This window comes from Bacillus sp. KNSH39 (genome assembly GCF_052656585.1).
Genome location: NZ_JBQXYO010000001.1, coordinates 326,327 through 340,427 on the forward strand (window position 1 = coordinate 326,327; position 14,101 = coordinate 340,427).

General features: G+C 33.8%; 14 protein-coding genes, 1 pseudogene and 1 other annotated feature (1 of these 16 only partly in view). Of the genes and pseudogenes, 11 read left to right on the forward strand and 4 right to left on the reverse strand.

Features of this window, described 5'->3' with window-relative positions; all coding sequences use genetic code 11:
• Positions 1-47 precede the first annotated feature (47 nt).
• Together ACUL40_RS01595 and ACUL40_RS01600 are read left to right on the forward strand one after the other, a co-directional pair.
• Positions 48-1,001, forward strand: coding sequence for a D-alanyl-D-alanine carboxypeptidase family protein (locus ACUL40_RS01595; protein WP_017656797.1), 954 nt, complete (start codon positions 48-50; stop codon positions 999-1,001).
• A 247-nt stretch (positions 1,002-1,248) separates the two neighbouring features.
• Positions 1,249-1,851 (forward strand): nitroreductase family protein, encoded by a 603-nt coding sequence (locus tag ACUL40_RS01600; protein ID WP_171287435.1) that lies wholly within the window; start codon positions 1,249-1,251, stop codon positions 1,849-1,851.
• A gap of 40 nt (positions 1,852-1,891) precedes the next feature.
• Here the strand turns inward: ACUL40_RS01600 and ACUL40_RS01605 are convergent, their stop codons facing one another.
• A complete protein-coding gene (locus ACUL40_RS01605; RefSeq protein WP_001244279.1) occupies positions 1,892-2,062 on the reverse strand; it encodes a hypothetical protein in 171 nt (56 codons plus the stop codon).
• A 741-nt stretch (positions 2,063-2,803) separates the two neighbouring features.
• Here ACUL40_RS01605 and entFM point away from each other — a divergent pair.
• Positions 2,804-4,060: an enterotoxin EntFM gene (gene entFM, locus ACUL40_RS01610; protein ID WP_445422926.1), complete on the forward strand. Its 1,257-nt coding sequence runs from the start codon at positions 2,804-2,806 to the stop codon at positions 4,058-4,060.
• 99 nt (positions 4,061-4,159) lie between these two features.
• On the opposite strand, the gene ACUL40_RS01615 is transcribed toward entFM, so the two are convergent.
• Entirely contained in the window at positions 4,160-4,924 is a 765-nt protein-coding gene (locus ACUL40_RS01615) for an alpha/beta fold hydrolase (protein WP_001194314.1), read from the reverse strand.
• A gap of 240 nt (positions 4,925-5,164) precedes the next feature.
• On the opposite strand from ACUL40_RS01615, the gene ACUL40_RS01620 reads away from it, so the two are divergent.
• The 3 genes from ACUL40_RS01620 (at position 5,165) to hitS (ending at position 8,758) form a co-directional block, all read left to right on the forward strand.
• Entirely contained in the window at positions 5,165-6,925 is a 1,761-nt protein-coding gene (locus tag ACUL40_RS01620; protein WP_322368001.1) for an ABC transporter ATP-binding protein, read from the forward strand.
• An 85-nt stretch (positions 6,926-7,010) separates the two neighbouring features.
• Complete coding sequence (gene hitR / locus ACUL40_RS01625; RefSeq protein ID WP_025710347.1) at positions 7,011-7,688, forward strand: envelope stress response regulator transcription factor HitR; 678 nt, start codon at positions 7,011-7,013, stop codon at positions 7,686-7,688.
• Entirely contained in the window at positions 7,685-8,758 is a 1,074-nt protein-coding gene (hitS, locus tag ACUL40_RS01630; RefSeq protein ID WP_445422925.1) for an envelope stress sensor histidine kinase HitS, read from the forward strand. The genes hitR and hitS overlap by 4 nt, the downstream gene beginning before the upstream one ends.
• Positions 8,759-8,782: 24 nt before the next feature.
• Here hitS and ACUL40_RS01635 read toward each other — a convergent pair.
• A pseudogene (locus ACUL40_RS01635) lies at positions 8,783-8,851 on the reverse strand (DUF3139 domain-containing protein); the annotation flags it as partial.
• 196 nt (positions 8,852-9,047) lie between these two features.
• On the opposite strand from ACUL40_RS01635, the gene ACUL40_RS01640 reads away from it, so the two are divergent.
• The 4 genes from ACUL40_RS01640 to ACUL40_RS01655 all read left to right on the forward strand — a co-directional run bounded on the left by ACUL40_RS01640 (position 9,048) and on the right by ACUL40_RS01655 (position 12,286).
• Positions 9,048-9,767 carry a 3-ketoacyl-ACP reductase gene (locus ACUL40_RS01640; RefSeq protein ID WP_000818985.1) on the forward strand — a complete coding sequence of 240 codons (720 nt, stop codon included), beginning with the start codon at positions 9,048-9,050 and terminating at the stop codon, positions 9,765-9,767.
• A gap of 290 nt (positions 9,768-10,057) precedes the next feature.
• On the forward strand, positions 10,058-10,930 hold the full coding sequence (locus ACUL40_RS01645) for an aminoglycoside 6-adenylyltransferase (RefSeq protein ID WP_065382416.1): 873 nt from the start codon (positions 10,058-10,060) through the stop codon (positions 10,928-10,930).
• Between the two features lie 118 nt (positions 10,931-11,048).
• Positions 11,049-11,876 carry a peptidoglycan-N-acetylglucosamine deacetylase gene (locus ACUL40_RS01650; RefSeq protein WP_079004300.1) on the forward strand — a complete coding sequence of 276 codons (828 nt, stop codon included), beginning with the start codon at positions 11,049-11,051 and terminating at the stop codon, positions 11,874-11,876.
• Positions 11,877-11,947: 71 nt separating this feature from the next.
• Positions 11,948-12,286: an SdpI family protein gene (locus ACUL40_RS01655; RefSeq protein WP_025687792.1), complete on the forward strand. Its 339-nt coding sequence runs from the start codon at positions 11,948-11,950 to the stop codon at positions 12,284-12,286.
• 47 nt (positions 12,287-12,333) lie between these two features.
• On the opposite strand, the gene ACUL40_RS01660 is transcribed toward ACUL40_RS01655, so the two are convergent.
• Positions 12,334-12,942: an NUDIX hydrolase gene (locus tag ACUL40_RS01660; protein WP_079004301.1), complete on the reverse strand. Its 609-nt coding sequence runs from the start codon at positions 12,940-12,942 to the stop codon at positions 12,334-12,336.
• A gap of 81 nt (positions 12,943-13,023) precedes the next feature.
• Here ACUL40_RS01660 and ACUL40_RS01665 point away from each other — a divergent pair, with 81 nt between their 5' ends.
• The gene (locus tag ACUL40_RS01665) at positions 13,024-13,662 is read left to right on the forward strand and encodes a pyridoxamine 5'-phosphate oxidase family protein (protein ID WP_079004302.1); all 639 of its coding nucleotides are present in this window, start codon (positions 13,024-13,026) and stop codon (positions 13,660-13,662) included.
• A 384-nt stretch (positions 13,663-14,046) separates the two neighbouring features.
• Positions 14,047-14,101, forward strand: a binding site (T-box leader) (it continues 177 nt past the right edge of the window).

The window sequence follows — 14,101 nt, forward strand, 5'->3', positions numbered from 1 at the left end:
TAAGGTTAAATGTGAGTGTATAAAAGGTTTGCTAAAGGAGTTTTGAAATGAATCGGTTAAAATGGGGAAGGATGACAGTCCTATTAGTCATTATTTTAGGGATATGTTGGTTCTTATTCCAAGGAAATCAAAAGAGCGTAGCGAATGTAGAGGGACAACCTTTGCAAGTGGCAGAACTACCTAAAGCAGGATTTACTGAAAAAGTAGTCCCGCCAAAGTACATCCCACCAGAAATTAACGCAAAAGCAGCTATGATTATCGATGCGAGTGATGGAGATATTATTTATCAATATAATGAAAATGAAGCTTTTGCACCGGCTAGTATGTCTAAGATGATGACAGCGTATCTTCTACTAGAGAGTATACATAACGGGAAAGTTCGCTGGGAAGATCCAGTGAAAATAAGTGCGAAGGCGGCACAAACAGAGGGAGCGAGAATCCCAGTACAAGTTAATGACACATTAACTGTTAAAGATTTATATCATGCATTAATGATTGAGTCAGCTAATAATTCAGCTGTGGCTTTAGCAGAACATATGGCAAAATCGGAGAAAGATTTCGTTCAGCTTATGGATGCAAAAGCGAAACAGTTAAAAATGTCGGAACATGCTAAATTTGCAAATGCTTCTGGATTACAAGAGCCAGATGGAAGTGAAACAAAAATGACGGCTGGTGATGTAGCACAATTGGCATATCATCTTATAAAAGATTATCCGGAAATATTAGAAGTGACTCACTTACGTCAAAGTCAGCTAGCATTTAATAATATTAATGTTATAAGCACAAACGACATGTTAAATAAAAATAATAAAAGTTTATATATAGAAGGAATGGACGGACTAAAGACTGGATTTACAGATAGTGCAGGATACTGTTTTACTGGGACTGCAAAGCAAGGCGATAATCGAATTATTACAGTGGTCATGGGGACATCAAGTAAAACAAAACGTTTTACAGAGACAAATAAGTTAATGTCGTATGCATTTGGATTAGTTAATTAAGTAAGTAAAATACGAATCTAGATCGCTACATAAGTAAGACTGTTTGTTGTTACTAATTTTAGATAACAACAAACAGTCTTTTTATTTTCATTTTAAAAAGGAAAAAGGCTCTAAATACAAGTGTTATCATTTGAGTTTATTTGTTGCTGTGATATTATAAAGTTATAAGCTTATTAATAATAAGTTTGAGGGGGCGTAATATGATATATACATATGAAATAGCCTCAATTGAAAATTGGAGGGAATTATGATGGCAAAAGATTTTTACTCAGCAATTGAAGACAGAAGATCTATTTATGCAATTAGTAAAGAGCAAGTAGTTTCTGATGAGAAAATTCAAGAAGTGATTTATCATGCTGTAAAACATACACCTTCAGCTTTTAATTCTCAAAGTGCTCGCGTTGTTGTTTTATTAGGAGAACAACATGATAAATTATGGGATATTACGAAAGAAACGTTACGAAAAATTGTACCTGAAAATAGCTTTGCACCTACTGAAGAAAAAATGAATGCATTTAAAAGTGGTTATGGAACGGTTTTATATTTTGAAGACAGTGAAGTAGTGGAAAGCCTTCAAGCTAACTTTGCATTATATAAAGATAATTTCCCAACTTGGTCTCAGCAATCATCAGGAATGTTACAATTTGCAATTTGGACAGCTTTAGAAATTGAAGGGTTTGGTGCTACGTTACAGCATTACAATCCGCTAATTGATGAAGAAGTGAGAAAAGAGTGGGATGTTCCAGAGAATTGGAAACTTATTGCGCAAATGCCATTTGGTAAACCGGTAGTACATGCTGGTGAAAAAGAATTCCAACCGCTAGAGGACCGTGTGAAAATTTATAAATAATTTAAAAAGGTGAACAGGAATATAACCTGTTCACCTTTTTTTATACGTAATAAGGGTTTTTTTGTCCGGCATTTTTCATCTGATTTTTTAATTCGTTTTTACGTGTTTCAATAGCTGATACTTTTTGTAATGTTATCATTGAAACGAATTGAATAAAAGCATAGTATAGCTCTATGTTTTTTTGTATTGGATCATCTATTATATTTCTCACAAATATGCCTCCTCTTTTTATTCCAATAAAACTCCGCATTAATGGGCAGCCCGAGTGGTGAGGGTTAATAATTAGCGGAGGATGTATAAAACCCTTCCTGATTAAAGTTTCATTTTATAAGGGAATGAAACTTTAATCAATTCGCTAAAATTCTTGTTTATTAAGATATGCATATAATACTATAAATATCCTATAAATTCCATTATAAGAAAAAGAGAACAGTTGATATAGTGTGTGTTTTCTTTAAAGGAGAAATGGCTTTTGTGAAATAAATCTTACAATTCGTCAAATTATTTCAAAATTGTAGATAGTATAGAAATTTAGTTTTCTAAAAATATTATACTATTGATAAATAGAGTGATTTTTGTCATGATGAAAGTATACTTCATGTAAGGAGCTTTATAAGGAAATACATACTTGAGTTTGTATTAGGTTAATAGAATTTTTTATAATAGATAGAAAAGGGATATTTTATATTAAAATATTAAATAGAATGTCGAATTTTCATGCGATATATAAGAAATTTGAAAAAACCATTGCAAAAACACTGTGTTTAATGATAAAGTTCACATGAAGTTCACACGGATTTCACTTTGTTCATTTAAAATGAACTACGTGTGAAAAATAAAACTCTTGCTAAAAAATGGAACTGGATGAATATTTTACTTTGATAATATTGTAAAGTATTAAAGTTTTAAGTTTTTTTAAGAGGATAGTAGGGAAAGGAAGTAAAGACAACTTATGAAAAAAGTAATTGCAGGTTTAGCAGCAGCTTCTGTAGCTGGCGTTGCAGTTCCAGGAATGGATTCTGCTCATGCACAAGTTTCAAATGAAGCGCTAAAAGAAATTAATGGACAAACTCAAACTCAAACTCAAACTCAAACGACTGTAACTGAAACAAAAACTGTAGAAACAACTTCTGAATTAAAATACACAGTAACTGCTGATGTATTAAATGTTCGTTCAGGTGCTGGTACAGGACATAACGTTATTTCTAAAGTAAAATCAGGCCAAGTGCTACAAGTAGTTGGACAAGAAAATGGTTGGTTCAAAGTAAACGTAAATGGTCAAACAGGTTATGTAAGTGGTGACTTCGTAACGACTGGTGGCAAAACAGGAACGACTGTTCAACAAGGAACAGGTACTTACACAGTAAACGTTTCTTCACTTAACGTACGTACAGGCCCAAGTACATCTCATACAGTATTAGGTTCTGTAAACAAAGGTAAAACAGTACAAGTTGTAGGTGAAGTACAAGATTGGTTTAAAATCAACTTCAATGGTGGAACTGGATACGTAAGCAAAGACTTCGTAACAAAAGGTGGTTCTGCTGTATCTAACGAAACACAACAACCAACTACAAACAACAATACTACAACAGTTCAAACTGGTGGTTCTTATGTTGTTAACACTGGTGCTTTAAAAGTACGTACAGGCCCAGCTACATACAACGCTGTAATCGGTGGAGTAACAAATGGTAAAGTATTAAACGTTACTGGCGCTGAAAATGGTTGGTACAAAATTAACCATAACGGCCGCACAGGTTACGTAAGTGGTGACTTCGTTAAGTTTGTAAAAGGCGGAGTAAACAACGTTACAAATAACGTTCAACAACCAACAACAGGTGGAGATACATCTTCAATCGCTGGATTCGCTAGATCTTTAAATCATTCGAAATATGTATTCGGTGGTGAAACTCCTAAAGGAGGTTTCGATTGCAGTGGATTCATTTACTACGTATTAAATCAAACTGGTCATAAAGGTAGCCGTTTAGATGTTGCTGGATACTGGAGTTCGAAAACAAAAACAAGCAATCCACAACCAGGTGATTTAGTATACTTCTCTAATACTTATAAAAAAGGTCTTTCTCACATGGGTATTTATTTAGGAAATGGTCAGTTCATTAGTGCGGAGAATGAAACAGTTGGTGTAAGAATTAGTTCAATTAATAACTCTTACTGGGCTAAACATCTAACTGGTTACACAAAAGCATACTAAGAAAAAGTAGTTTTATATACTTTTCGTATAGAGAAAAGGCTTTCCAAGGAAACTTGGGAAGCCTTTTTATAGTTGAATAAATTGGAAGTTTAATAGTTTTTATTTTAACTTTCCATTTAAAAATCGATCATATAAGTCATGGAAATAGTTAGGACGAAATAAGTTCGCTGCATGTCCCGCTAACGGTATTTCCTTATATAGAACGTTAGGCAAAATAGATTTTAAATCAAATAGACAAGATTTATAGAGATGATCATGCTCTCCCATTACCCATAGTATAGGGTGAGGAAGTGATTTTAATTTAGATTTTAAATCGAATTCTAACCGATGTCGTAATGACTGGGCAATTATGGATGAATGTAATTGTAATCCGAAACGGTAGTAAATATTTCTTGAAATGACTGCGAACGGATTTGCTTTTAATATACCGCTTGGAAAAATAGTATTTGCGTATTGAGAGAGCCATTTAGAGTATTCATCTCCTCGCTTCTCCCAAAAATTTTGAAATACATTATATAAACGAGAAGGGTTATTGTAATGTCCTCCAATATGACAAATACTTAATACTTTTTCTGGATGCATTTGTGCAAAAATTGTAGAGATGTAACAGCCGTAACTTAGCGCACAAATATGTGCTTTTTTAATACCTTCTTGCTCATATAAGTTTAATAATTGATCTACGAGGCGCTGTAATGAAAAGTCGATTGCTTCTCCTTTATCATCACCGTGACCTAATAAGTCATAAGTTATAATGTTGTAGGAGGAAGAAAAACGTTTTTGCTCCTTTTTGAAGGCGCGACGATTGCCAACTAATCCATGAATAAAAATAATTGTTTCCTTTTTAGAATGTATATTTGTTTGCAAAAAGGATACTCCTTTCACTAACTGGAGATTTATATCGTGTTGTAAATTATTTATCTATCATTTACATAGAATAATATTAAGTACCAGGTAATAATATCAGATGTTTATATCTGTTGTAAAGATGAGTTTTTATGTATATTTTGTAAAAATAGAAAAAGTGTGTTTACATTCAGTTTACATTTGTATCGTATTCTAATTTTAGAAAGAACAGTTTTGTTTACCACGAGGAGATGAACAGGAATGGAAGTTAGAAATGAAATGAAGAAAAAAGGGAGTTGGAGGCAGTTTTTACGCCTTATTCAAGATACAAATCCTCCGAAAGGAATTTTAGTTTTTGCGTTATTAATGAGTTTGCTTTCTACGGGAGCGAGTTTATTTATTCCTATGCTTACAAAAGGATTAGTAGATAATTTTTCGCTTTCTTCAATTAGTGCAGGACAAATTGTTGGATTAGTTGCTTTCTTTGTAATGCAAACTATTGCGGCAGGGTTGTCTATATATTTACTAAATTATATTGGGCAGAAGATTGTAGCGGGACTAAGAGAACGTTTGTGGAAAAAGGTACTTATCTTGCCGGTATCTTATTACGATCAAAATAGAACAGGTGATACGATTAGCCGTATGACGAATGATACAAGTGTTGTGAAAACGTTAATTTCTGAGCATTTGTCAAACTTATTAACAGGCGGTATTTCAATTGTTGGATCGTTAATTGTATTATTTGTTTTAGATTGGAAAATGACTGCGTTACTTTTAACGGTTATTCCGTTGTCTGTATTAATTTTAGTTCCACTTGGACGAAAAATGTATAAGATTTCAAAAGCGCTTCAAGATGAAACGGCATCTTTTACAAGTGTGTTAACGCAAGTGTTATCAGAAATTCGTTTAGTGAAATCTTCAAATACAGAAAAAAGAGAATATGAAACGGGCAATACAGGTATACAAAAGTTATTACAATTTGGTTTGAAAGAAGGGAAAGTGCAAGCATTAATTTCGCCAGTTATGTCGTTTGTTTTAATGGCACTACTTGTTATTATCGTAGGATATGGCGGGATGCGAGTTTCTAGCGGTGCATTAACAACCGGTGAACTTGTAGCGTTTATTTTGTATTTAGTTCAAATTGTAATGCCGATGAGTCAATTATCTATGTTCTTTACACAATTCCAAAAGGCAATTGGTGCAACGGAAAGAATTAGTACGATTTTAGAATATGAAGTAGAAAATCATGAAACTGGTGTGAAAGTGACAAATGCTAAGCAACCGATTGTTCTTGAAAATGTACATTTTGAGTATAACGAAGAAGAGCAAGTTTTGAAAAATATTGATTTCACAATTGAATCTGGAAAAGTGACAGCAATTGTAGGACCAAGTGGTAGTGGGAAAACAACGTTATTCTCATTACTGGAACGTTTTTATGAGCCAACTAGTGGTGCCATTAAATTAGGAAAAGAATTAATTACGAGTTATTCATTAGAGTCATGGCGACGTCAAATCGGTTACGTATCACAAGATAGTCCGTTAATTGATGGAACGATTCGTGATAATATTTGTTACGGCGTTGAGGGCGAAGTAACAGATGAAGAAATTGAAAAAGTAGCAGCAATGGCATATGTTGATGCATTTATTCATGACTTACCAAACGGTTATGCAACAGAAGTTGGAGAACGCGGTGTGAAGCTTTCTGGGGGACAAAGACAGCGAATTGCCATTGCTCGAGCGTTACTGCGAAATCCGCAAATTCTTATGTTAGATGAGGCAACTTCAAGCTTAGATAGCAAATCTGAGTCTGTCGTTCAAAAAGCGTTAAATAACTTAATGAAAGGCCGAACAACATTAGTGATTGCACATAGACTTTCTACTGTTGTAGATGCAGATAAAATTATCTTTATTGAAAAAGGCAACCTTACAGGAAGTGGTACACATGATGAATTATTACGTACGCATGACATGTATCGTGAGTTTGCAACGCAGCAATTGAAAATTAAAGAGGGTGCATTATAAAATGAATCATCAGTGGGATTTTACTCCACTGATGATTCATTTTTAAAAAATATATTAGATGCTAAGTAGAAAGGAAATGGTTCCTTTGATACCTAAAATTTTAATAGTAGACGACGATCCACACATTAGAGAACTCGTTTCTGTATTTTTAGAACGAGAAGGTTTTCAAACATATGAGGCAATTGATGGAGTAGATGCACTTCAGAAAATGGATGACGTAAAAGTCGATATGGTTATTCTTGATATCATGATGCCAAATATGGATGGATTTGATGTATGTTTTGAATTAAGAAAATACTATGATATCCCGGTTCTGATGCTAACTGCCAAAGGAGAAACATCACAAAAAGTAAAAGGATTTCACCTTGGGACAGATGACTATCTTGTAAAGCCATTTGACCCTATAGAACTAGTAGTGAGAGTAAAAGCATTATTGAAACGTTACCAAATTACAGTTTCGCAATCGATTCAAGTTGGAAATGTATTATTAAATCGTAAAACATTCGAAGTTACATGTGGAGAACAAACGGTTACGTTACCGTTAAAAGAATTTGAGCTGCTCTTTACTTTAGGGTCTAAATCGGGAAGAACTTGTTCGAGAGAGCAATTAATTGAAGAAATATGGGGATATGATTTTGAAGGGAATGAACGTACACTAGACGTTCATATTAATCGATTACGTGAGAAGTTTCAAGAAGAGCAGTCGAAATTTAGTATTAAAACAATAAGAGGATTAGGGTATCGCTTAGAGGTAAGTAAATGAGAAAAAGAAAACGAATGAGTAAGTTGAAGATGCTGAAAGTATTTGGAGCGGTATTAGCGCTCTTTTCTTTTCTTACTGTCATTTGGTCTATCGCATTTTATGTAGCAACTAGTTTATTGAATGCTTTTGACGTAAACGTATCGCCGTTTGTTGCCTTTCTAATTAGTGATATGGTCGGTTTTGTCTTTATTATTCTTATTTGGACATTGATTGGAATATTAATGAGACCAAAACGAGAGGCGATGATTTGGAATATTATTGAACCGATACAAAAAATTGCAAAAGGAGACTTCTCCGTAAAAATAAGAAATGAAGAAAAGTATGATGGTGAAATTGGCGTGCTCGTAAAAAGTATAAATGATATGACAGATGAACTGAATACGATGGAGAAAATGAGACAAGAGTTTGTATCGAATGTTTCTCATGAAATACAGTCACCGTTAACTTCTATAAAAGGATTTGCTAGAGCACTACAAGACGATAATCTTTCTGAGGAAAAAAGAAAGCATTATCTGACCATTATTGAAACTGAAACAACGAGATTATCTAAACTAAGTCAAAATTTACTAAAGCTAACTCTTTTAGAATCAGAAGAGTATACACCAGAAAGAGTGAGCTATCGATTAGATCAACAATTAAAGCAAATTGTGTTAAATAGTGAACCACTCTGGGCTGAAAAAGAAATTGAGTTAGAACTAGATTTAGAAAAAGTATATGTTATTGCTGACCAAGAAAGTATGAGTCAAGTGTGGATTAATTTAATTCATAATAGTATTAAATTTACTCCAAGCGGTGGTACGATTACTATTCAGTTAAAGGAACATGAGACAGTAGTGGAAGTGCGTATCCGTGATTCAGGAATTGGTATATCAGAAGAACAGAAACAACATATTTTTGAGCGTTTTTATAAAGCGGATTCTTCACGAAATCGTGCCTATGGAGGAAGTGGCTTAGGTTTAGCTATTGTAAAGAAAGTACTCGACCTTCATCATGTGGAAATAAAAGTTGAGAGTGAGGAAGGAAAAGGTACTGAATTTATTGTGCGTATGCCAAATCATGAAGAGAAATAGTGTTAGAAGGAGAACCTTCTAACACTATTTCTCTTTAAAAATGCATTTACCGTTACTGCAATTATATTGATAAGCTTTTCCTTCGCTTTTCATACTCATACACTCCCCTATGCTGGATTTGTTTTTATTTTACATGAATAATGGTAAAAAAATGAAACTTATAAATAAAACCTTTCTATAGTTACCTACAAGTAACCTACGCACATGAAAGTGCATCATTGCCTTTTTACATAAACATAGATACAATTTTAATATAATACATAACTGAGATGATTAAGGAGTGTTATACTTGGCAGAATTATTACAAGGTAAAAATGCTTTAATTACAGGAGCAGGTAGAGGGATTGGTCGCGCTGTAGCAATCGCATTAGCGAAAGAAGGCGTAAATGTAGGCTTATTAGCTCGTTCAGAAGAAAACTTAAAAGCTGTAGCGAAAGAAGTAGAAGCAGAAGGTGTAAAAGCTGTTATTGCAACTGCTGATGTTTCTTCATACGAAGAAGTAACAACTGCGATTGAAACGTTAAAAAATGGTTTAGGATCTATCGATATTTTAATTAATAACGCTGGTATTTCTAAATTCGGTAAGTTTTTAGAACTAGACGTTGCTGATTGGGAAAAAATCATTCAAGTAAACTTAATGGGTGTATACTATGCAACTCGTGCAGCTTTACCGAGCATGATTGAACAACAATCTGGTGATATCATTAACATTTCATCTACAGCAGGACAAAAAGGTGCACCTGTAACAAGTGCATATAGTGCTTCTAAATTTGGTGTCCTTGGCTTAACAGAATCGTTAGCGATGGAAGTTCGCAAACATAACATTCGTGTAACAGCTTTAACTCCAAGTACAGTAGCAACTGATATGGCTGTAGATTTAGGATTAACTGATGGAAACCCTGATAAAGTAATGCAAGCAGAAGATATTGCAGAATTTATCGTAGCGCAGCTGAAATTAAATAAACGTACATTTATTAAATCTGCTGGGCTTTGGTCTACTAATCCATAGGAATTAAATTTAGCTTTAAAAGAAGGGATATCTATTCTGTAAGGGGTAGATATCCCTTCTTTATTTTTTGTATTCGAGACAGAATTTTCGGTATAATTAAAAGTAAATGGTAGAAAGCATTGGGAAATTGAAAGGGATGGCAGTTGTAAAAGAGTGATGTAAGGAGGAAAAAGGGATGAAAAAGAAGTTTCAAAAATTATAACATGTATCGTGTATAACGAGATTAGCTCGTGGACCTCCAGTATACATAACACTATATTATATATTAAAAAATTGGAGGATATAAGTAGATGAGAACTGAAAAAGAAATGTTAGACGTAATTATAAATATAGCAAAAGAGGATGAAAGAATTCGAGCAGTTATCATGAATGGATCGCGTGTAAATCCAAATGTGAAAAGAGATTGTTTTCAAGACTATGATATTATGTATGTTGTAAATGATATACAATCTTTTACGTCTAATCATAATTGGGTTCATAGATTTGGAGAAATAATGATAGTACAAATGCCAGAAGAAATGTCGTTAGTTCAACCAGATGAAGATGGGAAGTTTCCGTATTTAATGCAGTTCATGGATGGGAATCGGATTGATTTAACGCTAGTTCCAGTTGAGTTAATAAAAAAGTTCGTTGGACAAGATAGTTTAAGTAAACTGCTTCTTGATAAAGATAATTGTCTGGAAGAATTCCCGCCAGCAAGCGATAAGGATTACTTAATAAAAAAGCCTACAGAAAAAGAGTTTTTAGATTGTTGTAATGAATTTTGGTGGTGTAGTACGAACATCGCAAAAGGGTTATGGCGAGAGGAACTTTCTTATGCAAAAGGAATGCTTGAAGGACCAGTGCGAGATATGTTCATCGTAATGCTAGAATGGCATATTGGTATGAAAACAGACTTTACAGTTAATACAGGGAAGCTTGGAAAGTATTTCGAGCAATATATTGAAGAAGATATGTGGGAGCAATTTAAAAGGACATTTTCTAATGCAGAATATGAAAATATATGGGAGTCATTCTTTGTTATGGGTGATTTATTTAGGGAAGTGGCGAACGAAATCGCTAACACATATGAATATCAATATCCGCAAGATGAGGATGATAAAGTGACGAACTATTTAAAACATGTGAAAGCTTTGCCAAAAGATAGTACATCAATTTATTAATAATATAAAGTAGTAAGGCTTTCCTAATTAAGGACAGTCTTATTTTTGTTTATGAATAACAATTTCTCTAACAAAGTGCAGATGAATCACATATGAAAATTTAGGGAGGTTTTTTATCATGTATTATTTTTATTCGCCAGAAATGTTTGCTCCATATCAATGGGGACTAGAACGAGATGTTTCGTATGCTTATATGCCATATAACTCATTTTATTATGGAGATTATATAAGCGCATTGCCATACGCATATATCCCTCAAAGCTATGAAGTACAAATGAAAGCAGATGATCGTGGATCGTGGACACCATTTACATGGGTTGAAAAATATGCGTACGCATTTTCAGGACCGTATAATAAAGCGGAAGTAGCTCTTACATTTGATGATGGACCAGATTCAGAATTCACGCCAAAAATATTAGATAAGTTAAAACAACATAATGTAAAAGCTACTTTTTTCTTACTTGGTGAAAACGCAGAAAAATTTCCGAATGTAGTAAAGCGTATTGCAAATGAAGGGCATGTAATTGGTAATCATACGTACAGTCATCCGAATTTAGCGAAAGTAAATGACGCTGAGTACCGTAATCAAATTATAAAAACGGAAGAAATATTAAAACGTTTAGCCGGCTATGCCCCTAAATTTATACGTCCACCGTATGGTGAAATACTTGAAAATCAATTGAATTGGGCAACTGAGCAAAATTTTATGATTGTACAGTGGAGTGTTGATACAGTTGATTGGAAAGGTGTAAGTGCCGATATGATTACAAATAATGTGTTAGGGAATTCATTTCCAGGTAGTGTTATACTGCAGCATTCTACTCCAGGTGGGCATTTACAAGGATCTGTTGATGCACTAGACAAAATCATTCCGCAGTTAAAAACGAAAGGGGCACGTTTTGTAACACTTCCAAGTATGTTCCAGACATCAAAAGAAAGAAAGTGAATGTGTTATAAATTGGAAAAATAAGGGTTGTGTCGTATAATGAAAGTGTAAGTTAGGGGGGGATATAATTGATTGATGCACTAGTAAACATAGGAATAAGCATATTGATTGGTATTATTTTTATACTTGCGGCAATTATTCTTCAAAAAAATCCACCGACCGATATTAATGCGGCATATGGTTATCGTACGAAACGATCTATGAAAAATAAGGAATTATGGGATGCGGGTAACAGGTATAGTGCAGAAGTGATGAAGCAAAACGGATTTATCATGATGTTAATTGGAAGTGTTATTAGTATACTGTTTAGATATCCACATACAATAATAGTGATTATAGTGGTTATGCTGTTATTAATGATTCGTTTATTTATACAAGTAGAGAGTAGATTAAAAATCCTTGAACAATAATAAAAAATAGGACTCTACGCAATATTATGCTAGGAGTCCTATTTTATTTATAAACTATTATTTTTTAATAATTCTTTTCCTTGCTCTATAACAAATTCATAGTATGCAAGATCATACGGATAAATATCTTCAAATGTTATCGTAATCGGTGTATTGTTTAAGACTGAAATAGTCGTTAAAGATGAAATCTCTCCTTTTAATAGTTGTAGAAAAGAAGTTGCATGTAATTTCATCACATCGTCTACTTCTTCACCTGGTGCGAATGGAAGTGGATTGATGACGTTGTGAAAATACATATGACAAAACTCGCGATCAGTAAGATTTGAAATTTCATAATCTATTTTAAAGATTCCCTTGTATGTTAAATCATTAGTTTGAAAGGAAAGCCCTAATTCTTCCTCAATTTCACGAAGACCACCAATTTGTACATCTTCATCATGCATAATATGTCCAGCTGAAGTAATATCCCATATACATGGAGCTTCTTTTTTATTTTTAGAGCGTAATTGGAAATATAAAAACATATCTTCAGTATCTTTTTCTACAAACCAGCAATGAAATGTTTCGTGCCAATCGCCGTCACGATGCACTTCATCACGTAATTTCTTCCCAAGTGTATTTCTTTCAGGATCAAATATTGTTAACCACTCTGTCATTTTAATTCCCCTTTCTGCAAATTTTATTATACAATATTTGTATTGAATTTTGGGGAAATAAAGAAAAAGGAGTGGTTATAAGTGGGGATAGAGCGTACGGAAATAAAATCGATTATTTCAACAGAGGAAGAGTTACGGAAAATATTGGGAAAACCAAGTGAGCGAGCGTTGAAAAAAGTTATTTCATCATTAGACCACCATTGTGTAGATTTCCTTTCTAAATCTCCTTTTCTAGTATTATCTACTGCAAATAAGTTGGGGGAGTGTGACGCCTCGCCGAGAGGAGACGCACCTGGATTTGTATACGTACTCAATAATAATAAAATTATCATTCCAGAAAGACCAGGAAATCGTCGTATAGACTCCATTTTGAATATTATTTCAAATCCACGTGTAGGACTAATCTTTTTTATTCCAGGTCTTGGGGAGACACTCAGAATAAATGGCCGAGCGTATATTACAAACGACGAAGAAATTTTGAAAGAAATGCAGGCGAATGGACGCAATCCGTTGCTTGGAATTGTTGTTGAAATAGAAGAGTGTTATATTCATTGTGCAAAAGCGTTTATTCGTTCTAAGATGTGGGATCCAGAATCTTGGTTAAATAAAAAAGAGTTACCATCAGCAGCAAAAATGTTGCTGGAGCATGCGAAAGTGAATACTTCAGAAGAAGATGTTGCACGTTCTTTAGAAGAAAGTTATACAAAAAGATTGTATTGAAAATTTTATTAATATAGCTTTGTGGAGCGGATATGTACGGGTTTTAGAATGGGGGATTTATCCCGCATTAACGGGCAGTAAGACCCCTACCTCAAAATTCAGCGAAAACAAAGAAGTCAGGTGGGGATCAACTGCCCGTAAAAGCCCGATTGGTGAAGGCTAATAATCAGTGGGGATGAACAAAATCCCCACTGATTAAAGTTTCACTTTATATATGAACCGTTGATTTATAAACTGGAGAAATGACAAAATAGGTAAATTGAGTGGCAGTTGCATAATGCTATTGTGAAATATAATAAAAAGTTATTTTGAAAATAGTTAGTAAAAATAGGCTTGCTTTTTAAAAAGTTGATAACTATAATAAGTTAACAAATAGACATGAACGAAAAAGTAATGATAAGGACACGAAATCATTTTTACGGTTTACAGAGAGGGAAGC

Bases quoted from the DNA above. Each gene is read 5' to 3' on its own strand.
- ACUL40_RS01595 (WP_017656797.1), top strand. From the start codon at position 48: ATGAATCGGTTAAAATGGGGAAGGATGACAGTCCTATTAGTCATTATT.
- ACUL40_RS01600 (WP_171287435.1), top strand. From the start codon at position 1,249: ATGATGGCAAAAGATTTTTACTCAGCAATTGAAGACAGAAGATCTATT.
- entFM (WP_445422926.1), top strand. From the start codon at position 2,804: ATGAAAAAAGTAATTGCAGGTTTAGCAGCAGCTTCTGTAGCTGGCGTT.
- ACUL40_RS01620 (WP_322368001.1), top strand. From the start codon at position 5,165: ATGGAAGTTAGAAATGAAATGAAGAAAAAAGGGAGTTGGAGGCAGTTT.
- hitS (WP_445422925.1), top strand. From the start codon at position 7,685: ATGAGAAAAAGAAAACGAATGAGTAAGTTGAAGATGCTGAAAGTATTT.
- ACUL40_RS01645 (WP_065382416.1), top strand. From the start codon at position 10,058: ATGAGAACTGAAAAAGAAATGTTAGACGTAATTATAAATATAGCAAAA.
- ACUL40_RS01650 (WP_079004300.1), top strand. From the start codon at position 11,049: ATGTATTATTTTTATTCGCCAGAAATGTTTGCTCCATATCAATGGGGA.
- ACUL40_RS01660 (WP_079004301.1), bottom strand. From the start codon at position 12,942: ATGACAGAGTGGTTAACAATATTTGATCCTGAAAGAAATACACTTGGG.